The following is a 19,769-nucleotide window of genomic DNA, read 5'->3' as shown; positions in this document are numbered from 1 at the left end:
GTCACCTGGAAGTCGAATTGAGTATGGGCGGTCGAATGTAATTCAGGTTCAGAACGAGCGGAATCAACAGAACGGCGAGGGTGCCGAGAATCAGATATGAGTCGGCTATCGCGAGCACGAAGGCCTGCCGTGAGATGCGCTCAGCGAGGACGCCAAGCGCTTCGAGAGCGCCGGTATGCTGTGGCGGCGTAATCATTCCAGCGGCTGCGGCGGAATCCAGAATGACGTTGGCATGCATCTTCTCCCTGAGCGAGAAGACGCGCTCGAGCATGGCATCGCCTAAGAGAGTTCCAAAGGCGCGAAACATGTTGATAATTCCCGATACGACCGGTCCTTCCATCGGTTGGACAACGCTGGTCGCCAGAAACAGCAAGGAAATCACGGCCATCGGCTGTCCGAGGGCCTGGAGCACCTGGCCGATCAGGAACTCGTGTGCGATCCAGTCCGATGTCACATGGGCGTTCACCAGGCACGATGCCGCGAGACAAGCCAGACCCGTAGCGAACACGTGTCGCGCGTCGATCCATTGCTTGTAGAGAAGAAAGGAGACGGCAGGGCCGCACAGGATCTGAGGGACGCCAATCAAAAGCCCAATCCCTGCAATGTACGGTGTGCGGAATCCGCGTACTTCGATCAGATACTGGGCGGGTAGAAGCGAACCGGATAACAGCACGACCACCAGCGCAATAAAGATCGTAAATCCAAGCCCGAGGTTTCGTCGGTGGAGCAATTGAAGCTTGATGAACGGCAGAGGGTGAAACCACTCCGCAAGCAGAAATACAAACAGCAGTATTGCGCCGAGGCAGAATAGCCAGGTGATAAGCGCGTCGTTAAACCAGTCATAGCGCTCGCCCTGAGCCAGTCCGACGCCTATACACACCAGACCGCAGACGCCACTGACCAACCCCAGCCAGTCGAGGTTCTTGAGGCGCTCCAGGCGAACGGGATCCTGCGGGATGCCCCAAGCGACGGCCCAGATGGAGAAAATCGCGAGCGGAACGATTTGCCAGAACACGAGATGCCAATTGGACAACGTATCGGTGTACGTCGCAGAAAGCCACGTAGCAATATTTGGCGAAAAGGTCGCCGTCATCGCATACAGCGCCAGTCCGTATAGCCTGAGGGGAAGAGGGAAGAATCGGAGTGCCGCTGCCATCAGAACGGGAATGAGCAATCCACCGAAGAACCCTTGCAGGCATCGAAGCGCCAGCAGCACGCCAAAGCCAGGTGCAAACGGGGTTAGCAACCCCAGCACAGTGAAGATGATGACCACGCCGACGTGAAACCGTCTGAACGAAAACGTGACGGCGAACCAGGCCGCAAAGGGCATTGCGGCAAGCTCGAAAGCAGAGTACAGGCTTCCGATCCAGCTACCTTCGTCGGCACCGACGCCGAATGCCGTCTTGATGTCGATGAGCGATAGACCACCGATTCGACTGTTCAGGCCAGACATCATCGCGGCCGCGAAGACCCCGAATACGCCAATCAATATGCGGCTGTTGAATGGATGCGGCGCCGCCGGCGGCGACTGCGGCGGCGCGGTGTGCTGCATCGATGTGTTTGCGAGTGGCGTAGCCATACTGTAAAGTATTGAAATACTACGTGGTATGTAAATGAACGAACACATGGATACTCCTATGTCCGAATGGCATGAAGTTGTCGAGTCAGAAACCAGCGCTTGGGTGCGTGATCTCGATCCGAATCTGTTCAGCGTCGATCATCGCCGGTTGTACGTTTGGCAGGACGAACTGGACGGTCAATGGCGCTGGGAAATCGAAACGTTCAGCGGTACCGGCGAGGCTGGATCAGGTATCGCCTGCGGCCTCGCAGAAGCCCAACTCGCTGCGGATCGGGCTGCTGAAGAGATCTCACGATCACGCGGTTAGCCACCCGCCACCCCACTCGCGGGCGCATGTTGTCCCGCACTCGCAACAGGGCTCGTGTGGCCGTTGTCGATTGGAGCATTCCATCCGCCGCCGAGAGACTTATAGAGCTTCACCAGCGCGAGCGAAACGTTCGTCCGACTCTGCGATAGAGCGGTTTCACTAGCGAGCAGGTCGCGCTGAGCGATGAGTACGGTCAGAAATGTCGAAGCGCCCTGTCCATAGCGATTCTTTGCCGTCTCAAATGCAATGCGATTTTCATCGACGGCGGTGCCAAGCTGCGCGTATCGAAGTTGCTCGCTTCGATACGCCGTGATGGTGTCGTCTACCTCGTGCCAGGCGCCGAGAACCGTGCGTTGATACTGGATAGCGGCTTCCTGCTGCCGTGCTTTGGTCAAGGCGAGCGTGCCCATGAGGCGGCCACCTTCGAAAATCGGTAGATGCAGCACCGGGCCGAACGCAAATTGTCGCGCGCTCCAATCGCCCGCTTCGCTGAATTTCAGTGCCTGAATGCCGAAACTGCCTGTCAGACTGACGGTCGGGTAGAAGTTGGCTTTGGCTGCGCCGATGTCCGCGGTCGCGGCGTGCAACTCGGCCTCCGCCCGCAAGATGTCCGGACGGCGATGTGCGAGCTCTGATGGAAGCCCGACCGGCACGTTATCGGGCGGGACCGGAACGGTTGCTGCCGTCGCCAGTTCGTCATCGAGCGCATGCGGCGCTTCGTCGACCAGAAGCGCCAATGCATTCATGAGCGCGGAGACTTGACGCTCGAGTTCGGGAATCGATGCGCTGACCGTGGCAAGCTGCGCTGCCGCGCTCGCACTATCGTATCGGGTAGCGACGCCTTCATCTTGCCGGTGTTTCGCAAGCCGCAGACTCGCGCGTGCAATGTCCTGGTTTTTTCGCGCTATGTCCAGCGTGTTCTGGACGCCGCGAAGCTCGAGATAGGTTCGTGCGACTTCGGCGGAAACGGAAACTTTTACGCCTGCAGCTTCGAGTGCCGCTGCTTCGGCGTTGGCTTGCGCGGATTCCCGGGTTCGCCGCACACGCCCCCAGAGATCCAGTTCCCAGCTCGCGTCGAATCCGTATTGCCAAAGATTGTATGGCGCGGAGCCGCCACTTCCACTCAATGCGCTCGTTCCATAAGGGTCGGCACCGTTGGCTGCGGTTGCGCTGACCGGACTGGACGGCCCGGTCAGTTTGAGTATTCCGTTTGGACTGGCCCGCTCGCGCAAGTCGGACGCATTCGCGCTGATTGTCGGATATAGATCGGCGCCGGCGATACGAAGCTTTGCTCTGCTTTGACCTATCCGCGCCTGTGCGGATTGTAGATCCAGGTTTTGACTCGTCGCGCGGACTTCGAGCGAAGTCAGCAGAGGGTCGTTTAACAGCGTCCACCATTCCGGATTCAGGTACTGATCCGTTAGATGACTTGGTACATCATTCGTGCGGCTGGTGAGCGAACCAAGCGGCGGTGTCGCGTCCGGCGACCGGAAATCGGGGCCGACGCTGCAAGCAGCCACGCTTAAAAGCGCGAGCGCGGACAGTGAAACACGCATTGAAGCTGTCAGAGGCATCTCGATTCCCGGCACGGTGAAGGCATGTCTTTAATATACCATAAGGTATTCGAATACTAAAAAGTATATTAAAGATGCTCCGGGCACTCGGCTCGCAAGCGCCGGCGCACGCCTGCTGATTCATTCAGCCTGAGACGGCTGGAGTTGAGCGGGTCGATTGTCACGACTTTGCTCGTTCGCAGCTGGCTCGGAACGCCTTTGCGCGATGCGCAGACTGTGTGGATAGTGAGCCCAATCGCCAGGGTTATACCCACGTTGCTCCAGGTCAGCTAGTTCTTCACGAACCTGGGTGCGGGTGAGATGTTCGGTGTCTTGCGCAAATGCTCCCATCGGAACGATCGAAGCGATTGCCAGGAGGCAAAGCGGAACGGGATGTGTCATGGCTGGCATGGCCCTGGGTTGGCGAGTTGGAAAGCGATTGACCGTAAACATACTAAAAAGTATCTGCATACTTTAAGGGATGTTAACGTGTTTTTCGATCCTTTCCGGCAGCGGCGTAGAGCTCTAATCGCAAACGTACTGATCGCGTTTTAGCACCTGTTCTTTACCCAGCGATGAGCGTCTGCGATGTCCCGTCCCCCACATTTCCCGTGTTAGCTTTGCGCGAACGGTACGTTCGCGGAAAACGAACGTTCGCTATCGCCATTCGCGTCTGGCTACGACATGAGCGGCTCGTCACGCGCTCTTCCGCCTGTGGTCGGCGTGGCAATCATTTCGATAGCCATCAAGATGAGGCTTCCGTGACGCTCGATGTGGTGCGCGTGGCGGGAATTCCACCATAGTGACTTACTAATCGACGTGGTATCGTTTTCAGACCCATCTCGCACCTTACGTTCGCGCTGGCCGAGCAGTTAGCGTTGAAACGCTGGGCGGCCAAGACGTTCGCGGCAAGCGCCCCAGAAGCCGGAGACGTTTCATGGATATCTACTTAAGTATTGAAGCATTCGTGCGTGTCGCCGAGTCCGGCAATTTCGCGGCAGCGGCGCGGCAGATCGGTGTCGCCAAGTCTGTTATCAGTACGCGGGTACAACAACTTGAAGAGCATCTGGGCGTTTCGCTTTTTCACCGCTCGAGCAGGGCGGTGAAACTGTCGGAGTTTGGCATCTCCTACTACTCCGAGTGTCACGATCTGATCGGTCGCATGCAGGCGCTTTCCCAGCGGTCTCGAGATACGACTACTGCTCTAACCGGAACCATACGGGTCGCCGCACTGAACGGCTTCGCGCTCGAGCATCTTCCGGGCATCATTCAAACATTCAGAAAAAGTAATCCGCACGTCGAGTTCGACGTCTTCGCAAACGATCAGGTAGTGGACCCTGTGCAGGAGGGTTATGACGTCGTGCTTCAGATATTCCCGCCAGCGTCGGAATCTCTGATCGAACGTCGACTATTCCGGATGCGAGGGGTGTTTGCTGCCACTCCGGAATACCTTGAAGGCCTGGCGCCTATTTCGACCCCAGGCGATCTCTGTGCGCACGATTTCGCGTGCTACCGTTATTATCCCTGGCGCAACCGATGGTCGCTAAACAATGGTTCGCAGCATAGCGAGGTAACGCTGGTGCCCGCGCTTCGCTCCAATAGCGTACATCTCGTGCAGGAGTTTGCACGCAGGGGGATGGGAATCGCGTATCTGCCGACCATGGTTGCCTATCACGATCTTTTGCAAGGACGGCTCGTTCGTGTCCTGTCCGAGTTCGAGACAGATGTCCCTTATTTTTCCGCGGTATACCCAACCTCACACCGCGCGACGGCGAAAGTGAAGCTGTTCCTCGATCTGCTCTCGTCTACGCTCTCGATGGAACCGGAATGGGATCGGTTGCTCGGTCTGACGCACGGAAGCAGCACCTGATTTTTATCGCGGTCAAACTGACCCGCGTTTTTTCGGAAGGACGGGCGCACCTAAAATCGCGTTTGAATGCCCAGGCGACCTATACATTGAGAACGGCTGCTCGACGGCCCAAATGTCCCATTGATGGAAGCCGAGGCACCTGAATTTGCGATTTGGTAGACAACGTTGATATAAGTCGTCGTCCGTTTGGACAGAATGTATTGTGCAACTGCCGTCACCTGATGAGCGTGGTTCCGATTGACGACGTCATTGCCCCACATGTACATATAGTCCGCGCCGAACGCCACAGCAGGCGTGAAGCGATACAAGCCGCCGCTCTGGATCATGTTGACCGTCGCTCCGTTCGCGGTGTTGTGCGTGTTCGTGTATAGCGCGGAGATCTGGCTTGTTCCGATCGAATATCGCACGCCGGCGCCGATATTCTGAATGGCTCCGCCTCCCAGCTGCGCATAGCGCACGGATGTAAAGGCCACGCCGATGGCAAGTGGGCCAGCGGCGAAACTTCCGCCCGCACTCGATGCGCTATTCTGTCTAAAATTTCCTGCCGCATTCCCGAATGCAAAAAGATAGCCCGCCGTCATGCCGGCGAGTGTGGGCGATTTATATTTGATTGAATTGGACAGCGGTTCGCTTCCGTTCATATGATCGAAATCATATGCTTCGTTCGGGGGTGAATCGGGGAGCGCAAGGCCGCTGAACGGGCCGTCCCGGAAGTTATAGAAACCGCCCATATATGCCGCGGCGTCCGCGTCGACGTCTCCGAGAAGTGTGTCGACCATGAAGTCCTGCTGACGTCCGAATGTCAACGTGCCTAGATGATCGTCGGATAGTCCTACGAAAGCTTCGCGAGAAAATAGAAGCCCGCTCGATTGGTCCGCGTTGCTCTTGAAACCCACCGTCGATCCCGTACCAAGCAGGAATTGCGAGACCAGCCGAAAGATCGCTTTCGTGCTTGTATCGATCTGCTCGCTACCTTGTAGCCCGAAAAGATTGGGGACGCCGATTCCGTCGTCCATTTTCCACGATGATGAACCTCCACGGTTGCTAATGTACGAGATGCCTGCATCGATGAGACCAAACATCACGACACTATTTTCAGCGTGGACAAATGGCGCGAAGGTGAACAAGGTTGCTGCGATGACAACGGTTTTTCTCATCTTTCCCTTCCGTTCAATTCTGAAAAGCGGAGGCGCGGACGAGCTGCAATGCCGCGAGAAGACCCGTTTCTGGCCTCGCCTGGCGTGGTCAGAAAGGTTTAGTGCGTTGTGTGTGGACGTCCGCGGCGGATGCCATTAGGCGGTCCGACAGCGTTATTTGCTGTCAGACCTTCAGACGTCTGTGTGTCATGCAGCGAGGAGTTGCGGTTCGACAAAGCGCTTGCCATTCAGCTTTTCGAAGTCGAGCAGGATCTGCCGCATGACGGAGCGATCGGTGCCTGCCTTTTCGAACATGGCGGTGTCGCGGGCGCGTTGAGCCGGGTCGCTTTCCTTCATCCAGGTGAAGTTGGCAGTGGCCGTCGGAGAGGTGAATTCGAGGAAGACCTTGCGGCGATCGACGGCGTATTCGTCAAGCAGCCGGAGCGGCGCGGCTTCCTTGATCACGGAGATCAATGCTTCGGCAAGATGCTCCGCGTCGAGCACGCCACCCGACAGCCCAAGACCGCCCATGGGATTGGTTGCATGCGCGGCGTCACCGGCGAGAATCACACGGCCACGGCGGAATTCGGGTGCGCATCGCTGATGAACCCGATACGGATTGAGGTGATCGACTCGATATTGTTCGGGTGCCGGAGCGCCGGGGAGCAGGCGCTTGAAGCGTTCGGGCAGGCGCCGGCGAACCTCGGCGTCCGATATAGACGGATCTTCGCCGTAACAGACGCGCCACAGACCACTCTGATCGAGTTGGACTACGACAGCCCAATCGACCGGGTCGTGAACGAAATTGGCGCGTGAGTAGCCATGCAGCGAGAAGTCGTAGAAAACGTTGCTTGCCACGAGACGCTCGGGCCAGGTGATCCCGTCGAAGGTCATGCCGATTTTTTCGCGCACCGTGCTGCGGGCGCCATCCGTGGCGGCGACCCAGCGCGAGCGCAAGCGTGTCGTGCCACCCGGACCCGTGGTCTGGATAGTTACCCATGACGAGTCCTGGTCGATGCTTTCCACGCGCTGATTCCAGCGGATCTCGACATTGGGCAGCGTGCGCAGATGCTGAAGGATGACACCGGACACGTGGTTCTGTCCCAGCAGCAGCATGTACGGGTAGTTCGTGTCCTTGGCGAGGACACTCCAGTCCATTTTGGCAATCAGTGAGCCATCGCCGTGACGATAGGCGAAGTCAGGACACCACACTGCGCGTTTGCGGATATCGTCGAGCAGGCCGAAGCGGTCCAGAGCTGCGGCAGTGGGCGGCATATAGGCCACGGCGCGTGGCGACGGCGAGATGCCAGATTCTGATTCGAGCACGACAACGCGAACGCCGGCTCTGCCAAGTTTGAGAGCGGTAAGGAGTCCGACGGGACCTCCACCGACGACGACCACTCCATCCAATGTTTCCATGCTCTGTCTCCTATCGATGTTCATCTGCAGGGAAAAGTCCGCCACCTGAAAGTCGAGCTGCGCGTGGTCGGGAAATTTGAATCAAGCGTAACCAACCGGATTAACGGAGGCAATGCGATCCGGTTTGCCATTCGCAAACGGACTGATCGGTTTTTAGCGGCGCCCCGTGCGCGTATCGGGAGGGTAAATCCGGTTGACATGCGTTTAATGACGGAAACGGTGCGATGTTTGCCGCAGGAAACCGCGGACCTGATCGTTTGCTTTTTGCAATCGGATAGTTCGTCAAACCGGACCGATGGCGCCGTTGTTTTGTTTGATGGTCCTGCTTATGCTGAAACGAGCAGATGACCGGTCCTTGATCCGGTTCGATTGCAATCTGCGTTCAGACAGAGAACCCAACCTAGGGAATAGACATGGCAACCAAAATTCAGATCGTTTTCTACAGTTCGTACGGCCACATCTACAAGATGGCCGAGGCGATTGCCGCCGGCGCGCGAGCAATTGGTGATACGGAAGTCACACTGTTGCAGGTTCCCGAACTCGTACCCGACGATGTTCTGGTCAAGAGCGGCGTTAAAGGTTATCGCGCTGCGTTCGGAAGCATTCCTTACGCAACACCGGAAATTCTGGCGGAAGCGGATGCAATCATATTCGGTACGCCGACGCGCTTCGGCAACATGTGCGGACAGATGCGCAATTTCCTGGATCAGACCGGCGGCCTGTGGATGTCGGGCGGTTTGATCGGCAAGGTCGGCAGCGTATTTACGAGCACCGCATCCCAGCACGGAGGCCAGGAGACGACGATCACCAGCTTCCACACCACACTGCTGCATCACGGCATGGTCATTGTTGGCGTCCCTTATTCCGAGCAGCGTCTCGTCAACATGAACGAAATCTCTGGCGGGACGCCGTACGGTGCCTCTACTCTGGCCGGCCCGGACGGTTCGCGGCAGCCCAGCGAAAATGAACTGCAAATCGCCCGGTTTCAAGGCGAGCATGTCGCGACAATCGCCAAGCGTTTGGTCAGCAGGAAAAATTGATCGCCGTGGCCCGATCGCAGGGTCACTTGTTAACAACCCCCTCATGCGTGAGCGGGGGTTCTCCATTGGCGCGCCAACTTATTCGAAACAGTCGTACGGGTTCGCCACTAAGTAGATCTCCTGACGACGTCTTCGAGTACGCAAGGTTCGCGATTCCAGAACGGCCCAGGCGTTGATGTGAGAACCGTCGCGACTTAACCTTCATTCACGCATCACATTCATGGATTTTTTGGAGGCAGACATGGAACAGACACTATTCGGCAGCTTGAATAGTTTCAAGAAAGGGTCAATCGAGATCATCAGCGGAAAGCCCGAGCATTACGCGATGTCGAATGTGTTCGAGGTCGCAGGCATCGCTAAACCATACGAAAAGATTGTCGTCGGAAAAAATCTTAAGTACGTGATCGAGACGCTTCGGGCGGAAGGAATCTCGCCGTGGTTCAGCGCATCGCACGATGAGTTTGTCGTGGCGCTCGATGGTGAAATCGACGTGCATTTCGTCAAACCGTCCGATAGCCCGCTCGTCGATGCAAGTATTGAAGGCACCGTGCGTCTCGATTCGAAGCCGGCGGGCCAAACGATGGGACGCGTGCGTTTGCGCCGAGGCCACCAGGCGCTGTTGCCTGCCCACTCTGCTTATCGCTTTGATGCGGTCACGACGGGAGTGCTACTGGTGCAGACCATTCTCGGCCGCCATTCGGTCGAGAAGTGGGCCGATATCTGCGTGCGCTGATTCACTCACTCTTGAGACAAGCCAATTACGGAGTTCATTGTGGAAAACAAAAGCAACCTGCAAGCTGTCACGGCGAGTGAGGCGGACGCGGTAACCGGTTATCGCACATTTCAGCTCGGCGACTTCGAGTTCAGCCGGGACTCGTATTTCGCCACCGTGAAGTGGCCCGTCAATGGGCAAACGCGCACTCACCAGATTCCTGCCGACGACTTCCTGCGCGCGATGATGCGCGACGTCGCCTGGGGTTTCTTCTACGGCTGGGTCAACTTCGATCACGTCATCGGTACGCGCAACCATTACGGCAAGGTCGACCTCTACGCTGGCTCGTACAACGCAAGCTTCAAGGAGGCGGGCATCGATTTCACACAGCAGTTCGAGACGCCGTTGATCATGGCGACCTTCAAGGCGATCCTGAAGGATTGGGTCAATGAAGGATTCGACCCATTCGCGGCACCGGGAGAAACCGGTTCGGCCTTCGGCAGCAAACATGGCGACAACATCGAGGCCATCGAACGGTTTCGCATTGCGACGAAACGTATGCCGGGCATGGAGGGCGATTCGCCGCTGCGCGACGATCTGCCCGTGAATCGTCATTTTGCCGACGTCGTCCAGGACGAGCCGGAGATTCACGCCGAGCCGGGTTTCGAAAAGACGCTGCACGCGTTCAGTCTGTTCAAGTATCTGTCGCGTTCGGATGTGACGTGGAACCCGTCCGTTACGTCGGTGTGCCAGCAAAGTCTGTTTTGCCCGACTACGGAAGAATTCATGTTGCCCGTGTTCCACGGCAATGATCGCGTCGAATGGTTCCTGCAGCTTTCGGACAAGATCATCTGGGACATTGCGGACAAAGATAGTGGCGAACCGCGCGCGCGCATTACGATGAATGCGGGCGATATCGCGGCAATGCCCGCGGATATCCGTCACAAAGGGTACTCGCAGAAACGCTCGATGCTGCTGGTGTGGGAGAACGCCACGCCCGATCTGCCCAAGCGCTACGAAAGCGGTGAACTGCCGCCGTATCCGATCCAGATGTAATTCTTCGACTTCTCCCTCGACTGTTTCGACTGCGCTGGCAGCGACAGCGTCGGGGGAGAAGTCGCGTCCAGATTTTCACCGCGCAGGACTGACATGCAAACCCAACTCTTTATCGGCGGCCGCTTCGTGCAGTCGGCAAGCGGGGAAACGCTCGCTACGCTGAACCCGCACGATAACTCGGTGATCGCCGACGTATCGATGGCAGGCCCCGCGGACGTCGATCGAGCTGTCGTGGCGGCGAAGGCCGCGTTTCCGAAGTGGAGCAAGCTCGCCGCCGCGGAGCGCGGACGTTTGCTGCTAAAACTCGCCGACGCGATAGAAGCAAACGCCGACGTGCTCGCCCGGCTCGAATCGCTCGACACGGGCCATCCGATCCGCGATACCCGCAATCTCGACGTGCCGCGTACCGCCGCGACGTTCCGCTATTTCGGCGGCATGGCCGACAAGTTCGAGGGTTCGGTGATTCCCGTAGAGCCAGGCTTCCTCAACTACCTGACGCGCGAGCCGGTCGGCGTCGTTGGACAGATCGTTCCCTGGAATTTTCCGCTGATGTTTACCAGCTGGAAGATGGCGCCGGCGCTCGCGGCGGGCAATTGCGTCGTCATGAAGCCGGCTGAACTGACGCCGCTGTCCAGTCTCGCGATTGCCGAATTGATGGCTGAAGTCGGTTTTCCGGAAGGTGTCGTCAATATTCTGCCGGGACTTGGGCATGTCGCAGGACAATATATCGCCGAGCATCCGGGGATCAGCAAGATCGCGTTCACGGGGTCGACGGCGGTGGGCCGCAGGATCGTGCAGGCATCGAGCGGTAATCTGAAGAAAGTACAACTCGAACTTGGCGGCAAAGGCGCCAACATCGTTTTCAAGGACGCCGATATCGGCGCCGTCGTGCAAGGCTCCGCGTTTGCGATCTTCCACAACCAGGGGCAAGCGTGCATCGCCGGCTCGCGAATGATCGTGCACGAATCGATCGCGGATGAAGTGCTCGAAAAGTTCGCCGCGTTGAGTCGCACGATCAAGATCGGAGATCCGCTCGATCCATCGACCGAAATGGGCCCGCTCACGTCGCGGCAGCATCGCGACCGCGTGCTGTCGTTCGTCGATGTCGCCCGCGAGCAGGGTGGCCGCGTGCTGGCAGGCGGCAAGGCGCCAGATAATGCCGCGCTGGCCAACGGTTGCTATGTCGAGCCGACCATCGTCGAAGCGAAGCCGGAGCACCGGGTCTCGCAGGAAGAAGTGTTCGGGCCGTTCATGACGGTCACGACATTCCGCACAGACGAAGAAGCGCTCGCCATTGCGAACGGCACCGAATATGGTCTCGGCGCGGGCCTTTGGACGCGTGATCTGCAACGCGCGCACCTCATCGCCCGCGAGATTCGGGCCGGCATGGTGTGGGTCAACTGCTACAAGCGTGTCAGTCCCGGTTCGCCCTTCGGCGGCGTCGGCGCGAGCGGCTACGGCCGCGAAATGGGTTTCGAAGCGATGCGCGAATATACGCAACCCAAGTCGGTCTGGGTCAATGTGGACGCGCAGCTTCCGCCTTACTACCCGCGCTGAGCCGACATGAAGCCATTCGTCTACAACGGTTTGCCTTCACGCGTGATCTTCGGTCAGGGCAGTCTTGACCAACTCGGCCGCGAGATCGACTTGCTCGGCGCGACGCGCGCACTTGTACTGGCCACGCCGCAGCAGCGTGCGCAGGCGGACGCGCTGGCTGCGAGTCTCGGATCGCGCGCGGCTGGCGTGTACGCAGAAGCCGTGATGCACGTGCCCGTCGAAACAGCGCGCGCGGCGCGTGAGTTTGCGGCGCGCATCGGCGCGGATTGTGCGATTGCATTGGGAGGCGGTTCGACTACTGGCCTCGGCAAAGCGATTGCACTTGAAACCTCTCTGCCGATCATCGCGATTCCGACCACTTATGCCGGCTCGGAAATGACGCCCATATATGGCCTCACGGAGGCCGGGGTGAAGAGGACAGGACGCGATCTGCGCGTGTTGCCGAAGACGGTGATTTACGACCCGGCCTTGACGACAACATTGCCGCGGGCATTGTCGTTGACCAGTGGCATCAACGCGATTGCGCATGCGGCTGAAGGGCTCTATGCGCAGGACGCAAACCCGATCGTCAGTCTGATGGCGGAGGAGGGTATCCGCGCGCTCGGCGCCGGTCTGCCGCGCGTGATGCAAGACCCTGCCGACCAGGAGGCACGCGCTGAGTGCCTGTACGGCGCATGGCTGTGCGGTTCGGTACTCGGCAGCGTAGGCATGGCGCTGCATCACAAGCTGTGTCACACGCTCGGCGGGACATTCGATCTGCCGCATGCTGAAGCCCATACGATCGTCCTCGCGCACGTGCTGGCCTATAACCGCGACGCCGCACCCGTCGCGATGAAGCGCATTGCCCGCGCTTTGCACGCTGACGACGCCGCGCAAGCCGTGTTCGATCTCGCTCGCGACAACGGGGCGCCTACTGCATTGAAGGACATCGGCCTTAAAGCTGATGATCTGGATGTTGCGCTTACGCTCGCTTTGAAAAACCCGTACTGGAACCCGCGTCCCGTGGAGCGCGAACCATTGCGGGTCCTGCTTGAAAACGCATTCGAAGGGCGAAGGCCGACGTAGTGACGCAGTGGCACTTGACGCACCTTTTTACTGAATCGAACAGCGAGCGATGCAATGAACCAGACAATGAAACAATCTCCTCTCCATCCCCTGACCGAACACGTTCTGGACAGCATGGCGGGTTGCGCCGATGGACGCCTGAAAGAGATCATGAGATCGCTTGTCGGGCATTTGCATGCTTTCGCCATTGACATTCAATTGACGGGCGACGAATGGCGGCGCGGCATCGATTTCCTCACTGAGACGGGTCAGAAGTGCGACGGAATCCGCCAGGAATTCATTCTGTTGTCGGATACCTTAGGCCTGTCGATCGTACTCGACGCAATCAATCATGGACATGAGGGCCACAGTACCGAAAGCAGTCTGCTCGGGCCGTTTTATCGTGAAGGCGCAAACGAGGAGGCATTCGGCGCCAACATCGCGCGCACGGAAGGAGAACCGGCGCTCATTCATGGACGCTTGATCGATGAGCACGGCGGCCCAGTGGCTGGCGCTCTCATCGAAGTCTGGCAGACGGCGAATAACGGCATGTACGAAGGTCAGGATATGGATCAGCCGGAGAGTAATTTGCGCGGGAAATTCCGCTCCGGTCCGAATGGCGAATATGCGTTTAGAACCATCAAGCCAACCAGTTATCCGATTCCGACGGACGGCCCGGTTGGAAAGATGCTGCTGGCGACCGGCCGCCATCCGATGCGCCCCGGACACATTCATTTCCTGATCGAAGCGCCCGGTTACGAGACGCTGACGACGGCGCTCTATTCGGCGCGCGATGAGTACATCGAATCCGACGCGGTGTTCGGCGCGAAGCCTTCGCTCGTCATTGACTATGTGTCGAATGACAATGCGTCGGCGGCTGGGAAGTGGGATTTGCCGAGCCCGTTCTACGAAGTGCAGCGCGATTTCGTGTTGTGCCGGCGCAGTGCTTGAGGGGCCGATGCGATGACCGCAACGCAAGACGAACTGCAACCGGGCTTTCTGTGCATGCTCGATGATGCATGCTCGATGACGTGCCAGATGGTGGCGCAATAGGCGTTTTAATCCAGCGGGACTCGGGAATGCCGGGCGTCGTCGTGGTGCGGCGTGGGGACCATGCGTGGGCATATCACAACCACTGTCCTCATTTTTCGATCCCACTGAATTACGAGCCCGACACGTTCTGGGCCTACGATGGTGAACTGCTGATGTGCGCGCATCACAGTGCGATGTTCCGTTTTGAGGACGGACGGTGCGTCGACGGCCCGTGTATGGGCGCGACACTGACGCCGGTCGGCGTATGCATTGCGGGAAGGAAAGTGCTGGTAAAGGCGTGAGATCGTCTGAGTAGTGTATGAGCTGACTCTAACGACTCGATAGAATTAAAAGCTATCAACGACCGCGGTTTTCGAAGTTTGCGACAGCGGAATGATAAAGACGCACGACGTCGCCCTATTACTCAATTCGGCTTGTCTGAACTCGGCTGGCGGCCCCAAGCTCAAGCCGGATGAACCTATGGCACGAGGAGTGCTTTTCCCGGCTTGTGTTTTAGACCTTCCATCATCTGGTGGGCGCGTTGTGCCTGACGGAGAGCGAGCACGTCACCAATGGAGCTTTTCAGTTGGCCGGTCGCGGCAAGATCGGCGAGTTTCTCCAGAGTCGATGTGTTGACGGAGACCAGCAAGAAGTCCGCGCGTAGTCCGCATTGTGACGCACGCTCGGCGTCCGGCTTCTCAACAATGGATACGATTGTGGCATTGAACCCGCCTTCAATGATCAAGCATCCGTGACGAATTGCGCTTCCTGGCTGATCACATTGACAACGACGCCGGCGATCTCCTCGGGACGTGCATTCCGCTGGATCGCGAAAGGTCCTGTTGTCCGCAGCGCACAGCTCGCCAGAAGGGCGCGGGAGCATTACGCAGGAATTTCCTAAGGGAAACGATTTTTCTCATCGTAACGTCTCCATTTCGTCGCCAGGGTCTGTCCGAAAAGATCCCCGCGGCAGGGCGAACATCAACGTTTGTCGTGTTCGGGTGGTAGCAGCCTCATCCCGGCCAGCAGCGGTCTGGTCGGGGCGTCGACGCCTTGTATCCTGAACTATCCGACGGCTCTGTCCCTTTCTAATCGAACGCTTCACCTTGCCGCCACAAAAACCCGCGTGTATAGTTTCCGAACTTACTCTTGTTTCGCATCGGAAATTAAAGGGATTCTCATGGACGCTTCCACCATCCTCGCCGACCTCGGCATTGCCCACGCGGCGCAAGCCGGCGACATCGCGGTTCATTCGCCCATCACCGGCGACCTCATCGGCCGCGTGGCCAGCAATACGGTGGCGGAAGTCGACACGGCCCTCGCCCAGGCGAAAGAGGCGTACACCGCCTGGCGCAACGTGCCGGCGCCGCGGCGCGGCGAACTGGTGCGTCTGCTCGGCAACCGTCTGCGCGAGAAGAAGCAGGCGCTCGGCAGCATCATCACGCTCGAGACCGGCAAGATTCTTCAGGAAGGCATGGGCGAAGTGCAGGAAATGATCGACATCTGCGATTTCGCGGTCGGTCTGTCGCGTCAACTGTACGGTCTGACGATCGCCTCCGAGCGTCCGGGGCATCGCATGGCGGAGACGTGGCATCCCATGGGCACCTGCGTCGTGATCTCGGCGTTCAATTTTCCGGCCGCGGTGTGGTCGTGGAATGCGGCGCTCGCGCTGGTCTGCGGCAATGCGGTGATCTGGAAGCCGTCGGAGAAGACGCCGCTCACCGCGCTCGCCGTTAATCAGATTCTCAAAGAAGCGCTGCAAGAGTTCGGCGATGCGCCGGCCGGCCTCACCGCCTTGATCAACGGCGGCCGCGACGTGGGCGCGAAGCTGGTGGCTGATCCGCGCGCGTCGATTGTCAGCGCGACGGGCAGCACGGAAATGGGCCGCACGGTCGGCGTGGAAGTGGCGAAGCGCTTCGGCCGCTCGCTGCTCGAACTCGGCGGCAATAACGCGGGCATCGTCACGCAAACCGCGGATCACGAACTCGCCATGCGCGGCATTCTGTTTTCGGCGGTGGGCACGGCGGGCCAGCGTTGCACGTCGCTGCGCCGTTTGTTCGTCCACGAGAGCGTGTACGACAAAACCATCGAGCGTCTGAAGCAGTTGTACAGCAAGGTGCCGATCGGCAATCCGCTCGAAAAGGGCACGCTGATGGGGCCGCTGATCGACAAGCAATCGTATGGCCGCATGCAGGAAGCGCTGCAACAGGCCACGGCCGAAGGCGGTAAGGTGTTCGGCGGCGAACGCGTCGATGTGAAGGGCTATGAAAACGGCTACTACGTGCGTCCGGCGATCGTCGAAATGCCGTCGCAAACGTCGGTGGTGCTGAAAGAAACCTTCGCGCCGATTCTGTACGTGTTGCGCTACACCGATTTCGCCGACGCAGTCGAGGCGAACAACGCGGCGGTGCACGGTCTGTCGTCGTGCGTGTTCACGACGGATCTGCGCGAAGCGGAGCGCTTCCTGTCCGACTCGGGCAGCGACTGCGGGATCGCGAACGTCAACATCGGACCGAGCGGCGCTGAAATCGGCGGCGCGTTCGGCGGCGAGAAGGAAACCGGCGGCGGCCGCGAGTCGGGTTCGGATGCGTGGAAGGCCTATATGCGCCGAGCCACCAACACGGTCAACTACTCGTCGGCGTTGCCGCTCGCGCAGGGTATCGACTTCAATATCGGCTAATACCGTTCGCTTGACTGGTCAAAAAGCAGCGGCGCATTCCTGCGCCGCTGCGCTTTGCAAAACCTTCTTCAGCAATCCGTTTGCGCCGCCGGCGTTTGCGAGCGGCCACGCTACTCGTGGAGTAAGACGTGAGTTCCAAAGTCGTGATCGTCGGCGGTGGGGTGATCGGCAGCTCGATTGCGTATTTCTTGCGGCTGTCCGATCCGACAGTCAGCGTCACGGTGATCGAACGCGATCCCACTTATGCGCGCTCGTCGTCGGCATTGTCGGCGGCGTCGATCCGTCAGCAATTCTCCACACCGCTGTCCATTCAGATGTCGTTGTTCGGCATCGAGTTTTTGCGCTCGATCGGTGAACGGCTTGAGGTCGACGGAGCCAAGCCGTCGATCGATCTGCACGAAGGCGGCTATCTGTTCCTGGCGACGCCCGCCGGCGAGACGACGCTGCGCGAGAACCACGCGCTGCAAACGAGTCTCGGTGCGGATATCAGCCTGCTCGACAAAGACGCATTGCAAATGCGCTTTCCCTGGCTCAATACAGAAGACCTCGTGGCCGGCGCATATGGTGAGAGCGGCGAGGGCTGGTTCGACGGCTACGGACTCGTGCAGGCGCTGCGCAAGAAGGCGCAGTCGCTGGGCGCGCGCTACGTCGCCGCCGACGTCACCGCCATCTATCGCGACGGCAAACGCGTTACGCAAGTGCAGACCGCGAACGGCGAGACCTATGCCTGCGATGTCGTGGTCAATGCCGCCGGCGCGTGGTCGCGCAAAGTCGCGCAGATGGTCGGCATCGACATCCCGGTGTATGCGCGGCGCCGCAGTATTTTCAATGTCACCTCGCCGGGGCAACTCGAACGGTGCCCGTTGCTGATCGATCCGAGCGGCGTGTATTTCCGTCCCGAAGGGAAATCGTTTATCTGCGGCACGTCGCCGTCGGCGGATAACGACCCCGACGATCTGCCGCTCGACGAGGTCGATCACGCCTTATTCGACGACGTGATCTGGCCGACGCTCGCGCATCGCGTGCCGCAATTCGAAGCGCTGCGCGTGCAGAATTGCTGGTCCGGCTACTACGAATACAACGTGCTCGATCAGAACGCGATCATCGGCTATCACCCGGATGTCGATAACTGCATTTTCGCCAACGGTTTTAGCGGACATGGTTTGCAGCAAGGTCCGGCAACGGGGCGCGGCATCAGCGAACTGATCCTGCATGGCCGTTACACCACGCTCGATCTGGGCTCGTTGAGCTTCACGCGCGTGCTCGAAAACCGGCCCATCGTGGAGAAGAACGTGGTGTAGCCACGCGCGCCGGGGTGATGCGGAAAACGCAATACGTAGTGCGTAGATATCGTTTGCCGCGCATCCTGACGACGACCACAATCGACGCCGATCTTCCCTCTCGAGACAAGCGGCCCGTCACCATGTTCACGTTCAATCCCGCATTCGAAGCGCCGACCGGTTCGCCGATCCGCGAGCTTTTCAAATATCTTTCGCAGCCCGGCATGATCTCGTTTGCCGGCGGCTATCCGGCGAGCGATCTGTTCGATCGTGAAGGGCTCGACGCCGCGGCGGCACGCGCGTCGCAACACACCACGCTCTGCCTGCAATACGGCCCCACCGACGGCCTCCTCGTCCTCAAGGAACAACTCGCGCACCTGATGGCGCGCCGCGGCGTGTCTTGCACGCCGCAGGAATTGCTGGTGACGACCGGCTCGCAGCAAGGCTTCGACCTGCTGCTGCGCGTGATGGTGGCGCCTGGCGACGTGGTGCTGGTCGAGCAGCCGGCTTATCCCGCGACCTTGCAGGCGCTCAAGCTGCAAGAGGCCGACGTGGTCACGATTCCCGTCGATCAGGACGGCCTCGACGTCGACGCGCTCGCCGCACTGCTCGAAGCTGGCACATTGCGCCGCGCACCGAAGCTGTTGTACACGGTGCCCACGTTCGCCAATCCGACCGGCGCGACCTTGTCGCTCGAACGCCGCACGGCTTTGCTGAAACTGGCGGCACGTCACCGCCTTCTGATCGTCGAAGACGATCCCTACGGCGATCTGCGCTTCAGCGGTACAGCGTTGCCGTCGCTCCTCGCGTTGAGCGAGCAGGTGCCGGCTTCACGCGACTGGGTCGTGCATTTCTCCAGTCTGTCGAAGATCGTCGCGCCGGGTTTGCGTGTCGGCTGGATGCTCGCGCACGCGGAGATTCTGCGGCGCTGCGTCGTCGCCAAGCAGACCGTCGACCTGTGCAGCTCGCCGTGGACCCAGGCGATCGCCGCGGAGTACCTCGCGAGCGGCGCGCTGGAGCGTCATTTGCCACGCATCGTCGACGCCTACGCCGGGAAATGCCGCACGCTGTGCGACGCGCTCGATGCGCAACTGGCGGAACACATTGCGTTTCATCGTCCGGCGGGCGGCATGTTCGTGTGGGCACGATTGAAGGCCGGTCAGAATGCGTCCGATTATCTGCGCGCCTGTATCGAGCGCAATGTGATGTTTGTGCCGGGCGTCGCGTTCTATAAAGACAATATCGATTCGTCGGCATTGCGCTTGTCATTTGCCGCGCCGGGCGTGGCGGATATCGAAACCGGCGTGCAGAGAATGAAGCAGGCGCTCGAACATTTTTGACTGCAGCTAAGGTGGTGCTCGCATCAAAGTAGTAATCGCGATGCCTGAAATAACCCGCCGAGCACATTGCGCGCAGCCGGGTTTTTTTACGCGTACGCTAAATTAAGCGGATTTAGCATAAAGCCCCGGGCGAGTAATGCCATCTAGGCCGATGGGTACTATTC

18 protein-coding genes are annotated in these 19,769 nt (G+C 59.1%); 12 read left to right on the top strand and 6 right to left on the bottom strand.

The window, feature by feature from the left end; genetic code table 11:
• Position 1: 1 nt before the first annotated feature.
• Positions 2 to 1,627, bottom strand: coding sequence for an MFS transporter (locus PQR32_RS17635; RefSeq protein ID WP_408229250.1), 1,626 nt, complete (start codon positions 1,625 to 1,627; stop codon positions 2 to 4).
• Positions 1,628 to 1,637: 10 nt separating this feature from the next.
• On the opposite strand from PQR32_RS17635, the gene PQR32_RS17630 reads away from it, so the two are divergent.
• A complete protein-coding gene (locus tag PQR32_RS17630; RefSeq protein WP_408229247.1) occupies positions 1,638 to 1,886 on the top strand; it encodes a hypothetical protein in 249 nt (82 codons plus the stop codon).
• Here the strand turns inward: PQR32_RS17630 and PQR32_RS17625 are convergent.
• Both PQR32_RS17625 and PQR32_RS17620 read right to left on the bottom strand, forming a co-directional pair.
• A complete protein-coding gene (locus PQR32_RS17625) occupies positions 1,883 to 3,442 on the bottom strand; it encodes an efflux transporter outer membrane subunit (RefSeq protein ID WP_408229244.1) in 1,560 nt (519 codons plus the stop codon). The genes PQR32_RS17630 and PQR32_RS17625 overlap by 4 nt on opposite strands.
• 138 nt (positions 3,443 to 3,580) lie before the next feature.
• The gene (locus PQR32_RS17620; protein ID WP_408229241.1) at positions 3,581 to 3,841 is read right to left on the bottom strand and encodes a DUF4148 domain-containing protein; all 261 of its coding nucleotides are present in this window, start codon (positions 3,839 to 3,841) and stop codon (positions 3,581 to 3,583) included.
• 535 nt (positions 3,842 to 4,376) lie between these two features.
• Between PQR32_RS17620 and PQR32_RS17615 the strand changes: the two genes are divergently transcribed.
• The gene (locus tag PQR32_RS17615) at positions 4,377 to 5,309 is read left to right on the top strand and encodes a LysR family transcriptional regulator (RefSeq protein ID WP_408229238.1); all 933 of its coding nucleotides are present in this window, start codon (positions 4,377 to 4,379) and stop codon (positions 5,307 to 5,309) included.
• Between the two features lie 50 nt (positions 5,310 to 5,359).
• On the opposite strand, the gene PQR32_RS17610 is transcribed toward PQR32_RS17615, so the two are convergent.
• Positions 5,360 to 6,466 carry a porin gene (locus PQR32_RS17610; protein WP_408229235.1) on the bottom strand — a complete coding sequence of 369 codons (1,107 nt, stop codon included), beginning with the start codon at positions 6,464 to 6,466 and terminating at the stop codon, positions 5,360 to 5,362.
• A 186-nt stretch (positions 6,467 to 6,652) separates the two neighbouring features.
• Entirely contained in the window at positions 6,653 to 7,864 is a 1,212-nt protein-coding gene (locus PQR32_RS17605) for an FAD-dependent oxidoreductase (protein ID WP_408229233.1), read from the bottom strand.
• 413 nt (positions 7,865 to 8,277) lie between these two features.
• On the opposite strand from PQR32_RS17605, the gene wrbA reads away from it, so the two are divergent.
• From wrbA to PQR32_RS17570, 7 genes are all read left to right on the top strand, one after another.
• Complete coding sequence (wrbA, locus tag PQR32_RS17600; protein ID WP_408229230.1) at positions 8,278 to 8,904, top strand: NAD(P)H:quinone oxidoreductase; 627 nt, start codon at positions 8,278 to 8,280, stop codon at positions 8,902 to 8,904.
• A 241-nt stretch (positions 8,905 to 9,145) separates the two neighbouring features.
• Entirely contained in the window at positions 9,146 to 9,637 is a 492-nt protein-coding gene (locus PQR32_RS17595; protein WP_408229603.1) for a cupin domain-containing protein, read from the top strand.
• A gap of 39 nt (positions 9,638 to 9,676) precedes the next feature.
• The gene (locus tag PQR32_RS17590) at positions 9,677 to 10,672 is read left to right on the top strand and encodes a hydroxyquinol 1,2-dioxygenase (protein WP_408229227.1); all 996 of its coding nucleotides are present in this window, start codon (positions 9,677 to 9,679) and stop codon (positions 10,670 to 10,672) included.
• A 93-nt stretch (positions 10,673 to 10,765) separates the two neighbouring features.
• Positions 10,766 to 12,229 carry an aldehyde dehydrogenase family protein gene (locus PQR32_RS17585; protein WP_408229224.1) on the top strand — a complete coding sequence of 488 codons (1,464 nt, stop codon included), beginning with the start codon at positions 10,766 to 10,768 and terminating at the stop codon, positions 12,227 to 12,229.
• 6 nt (positions 12,230 to 12,235) lie between these two features.
• Positions 12,236 to 13,294, top strand: a complete 1,059-nt coding sequence (locus PQR32_RS17580) for a maleylacetate reductase (RefSeq protein ID WP_408229221.1) — start codon at positions 12,236 to 12,238, stop codon at positions 13,292 to 13,294.
• Positions 13,295 to 13,360: 66 nt separating this feature from the next.
• Entirely contained in the window at positions 13,361 to 14,224 is an 864-nt protein-coding gene (locus PQR32_RS17575) for an intradiol ring-cleavage dioxygenase (protein WP_408229218.1), read from the top strand.
• 68 nt (positions 14,225 to 14,292) lie between these two features.
• Positions 14,293 to 14,607 carry a Rieske (2Fe-2S) protein gene (locus tag PQR32_RS17570; RefSeq protein WP_408229216.1) on the top strand — a complete coding sequence of 105 codons (315 nt, stop codon included), beginning with the start codon at positions 14,293 to 14,295 and terminating at the stop codon, positions 14,605 to 14,607.
• 176 nt (positions 14,608 to 14,783) lie between these two features.
• On the opposite strand, the gene PQR32_RS17565 is transcribed toward PQR32_RS17570, so the two are convergent.
• The gene (locus PQR32_RS17565) at positions 14,784 to 15,050 is read right to left on the bottom strand and encodes a zinc-binding dehydrogenase (protein WP_408229213.1); all 267 of its coding nucleotides are present in this window, start codon (positions 15,048 to 15,050) and stop codon (positions 14,784 to 14,786) included.
• A gap of 435 nt (positions 15,051 to 15,485) precedes the next feature.
• Here PQR32_RS17565 and amaB point away from each other — a divergent pair, with 435 nt between their 5' ends.
• The 3 genes from amaB to PQR32_RS17550 all read left to right on the top strand — a co-directional run bounded on the left by amaB (position 15,486) and on the right by PQR32_RS17550 (position 19,605).
• Entirely contained in the window at positions 15,486 to 16,985 is a 1,500-nt protein-coding gene (amaB, locus tag PQR32_RS17560; protein ID WP_408229210.1) for an L-piperidine-6-carboxylate dehydrogenase, read from the top strand.
• Between the two features lie 128 nt (positions 16,986 to 17,113).
• Positions 17,114 to 18,286 (top strand): NAD(P)/FAD-dependent oxidoreductase, encoded by a 1,173-nt coding sequence (locus PQR32_RS17555; RefSeq protein WP_408229207.1) that lies wholly within the window; start codon positions 17,114 to 17,116, stop codon positions 18,284 to 18,286.
• Positions 18,287 to 18,408: 122 nt separating this feature from the next.
• Positions 18,409 to 19,605 (top strand): aminotransferase-like domain-containing protein, encoded by a 1,197-nt coding sequence (locus PQR32_RS17550; RefSeq protein ID WP_408229204.1) that lies wholly within the window; start codon positions 18,409 to 18,411, stop codon positions 19,603 to 19,605.
• The last annotated feature ends 164 nt before the right edge of the window (positions 19,606 to 19,769 follow it).

It is taken from the genome of Paraburkholderia dipogonis, from assembly GCF_046027395.1.
Lineage (GTDB): Bacteria > Pseudomonadota > Gammaproteobacteria > Burkholderiales > Burkholderiaceae > Paraburkholderia > Paraburkholderia dipogonis_A.
The sequence above is the reverse complement of the archived record's forward strand: the minus strand, read 5'-3'. Positions and strand labels throughout refer to the sequence as shown.

What these genes read in the sequence shown, in the direction of transcription:
- PQR32_RS17620 (WP_408229241.1), bottom strand. Translation starts at nt 3,841, where the DNA reads ATGACACATCCCGTTCCGCTTTGCCTCCTGGCAATCGCTTCGATCGTT.
- PQR32_RS17570 (WP_408229216.1), top strand. Translation starts at nt 14,293, where the DNA reads ATGCTCGATGACGTGCCAGATGGTGGCGCAATAGGCGTTTTAATCCAG.
- PQR32_RS17575 (WP_408229218.1), top strand. Translation starts at nt 13,361, where the DNA reads ATGAAACAATCTCCTCTCCATCCCCTGACCGAACACGTTCTGGACAGC.
- PQR32_RS17610 (WP_408229235.1), bottom strand. Translation starts at nt 6,466, where the DNA reads ATGAGAAAAACCGTTGTCATCGCAGCAACCTTGTTCACCTTCGCGCCA.
- PQR32_RS17550 (WP_408229204.1), top strand. Translation starts at nt 18,409, where the DNA reads ATGTTCACGTTCAATCCCGCATTCGAAGCGCCGACCGGTTCGCCGATC.
- PQR32_RS17580 (WP_408229221.1), top strand. Translation starts at nt 12,236, where the DNA reads ATGAAGCCATTCGTCTACAACGGTTTGCCTTCACGCGTGATCTTCGGT.
- PQR32_RS17595 (WP_408229603.1), top strand. Translation starts at nt 9,146, where the DNA reads ATGGAACAGACACTATTCGGCAGCTTGAATAGTTTCAAGAAAGGGTCA.
- PQR32_RS17585 (WP_408229224.1), top strand. Translation starts at nt 10,766, where the DNA reads ATGCAAACCCAACTCTTTATCGGCGGCCGCTTCGTGCAGTCGGCAAGC.
- PQR32_RS17605 (WP_408229233.1), bottom strand. Translation starts at nt 7,864, where the DNA reads ATGGAAACATTGGATGGAGTGGTCGTCGTCGGTGGAGGTCCCGTCGGA.
- PQR32_RS17615 (WP_408229238.1), top strand. Translation starts at nt 4,377, where the DNA reads ATGGATATCTACTTAAGTATTGAAGCATTCGTGCGTGTCGCCGAGTCC.
- PQR32_RS17625 (WP_408229244.1), bottom strand. Translation starts at nt 3,442, where the DNA reads ATGCGTGTTTCACTGTCCGCGCTCGCGCTTTTAAGCGTGGCTGCTTGC.
- amaB (WP_408229210.1), top strand. Translation starts at nt 15,486, where the DNA reads ATGGACGCTTCCACCATCCTCGCCGACCTCGGCATTGCCCACGCGGCG.
- PQR32_RS17630 (WP_408229247.1), top strand. Translation starts at nt 1,638, where the DNA reads ATGTCCGAATGGCATGAAGTTGTCGAGTCAGAAACCAGCGCTTGGGTG.
- wrbA (WP_408229230.1), top strand. Translation starts at nt 8,278, where the DNA reads ATGGCAACCAAAATTCAGATCGTTTTCTACAGTTCGTACGGCCACATC.
- PQR32_RS17635 (WP_408229250.1), bottom strand. Translation starts at nt 1,627, where the DNA reads ATGTGTTCGTTCATTTACATACCACGTAGTATTTCAATACTTTACAGT.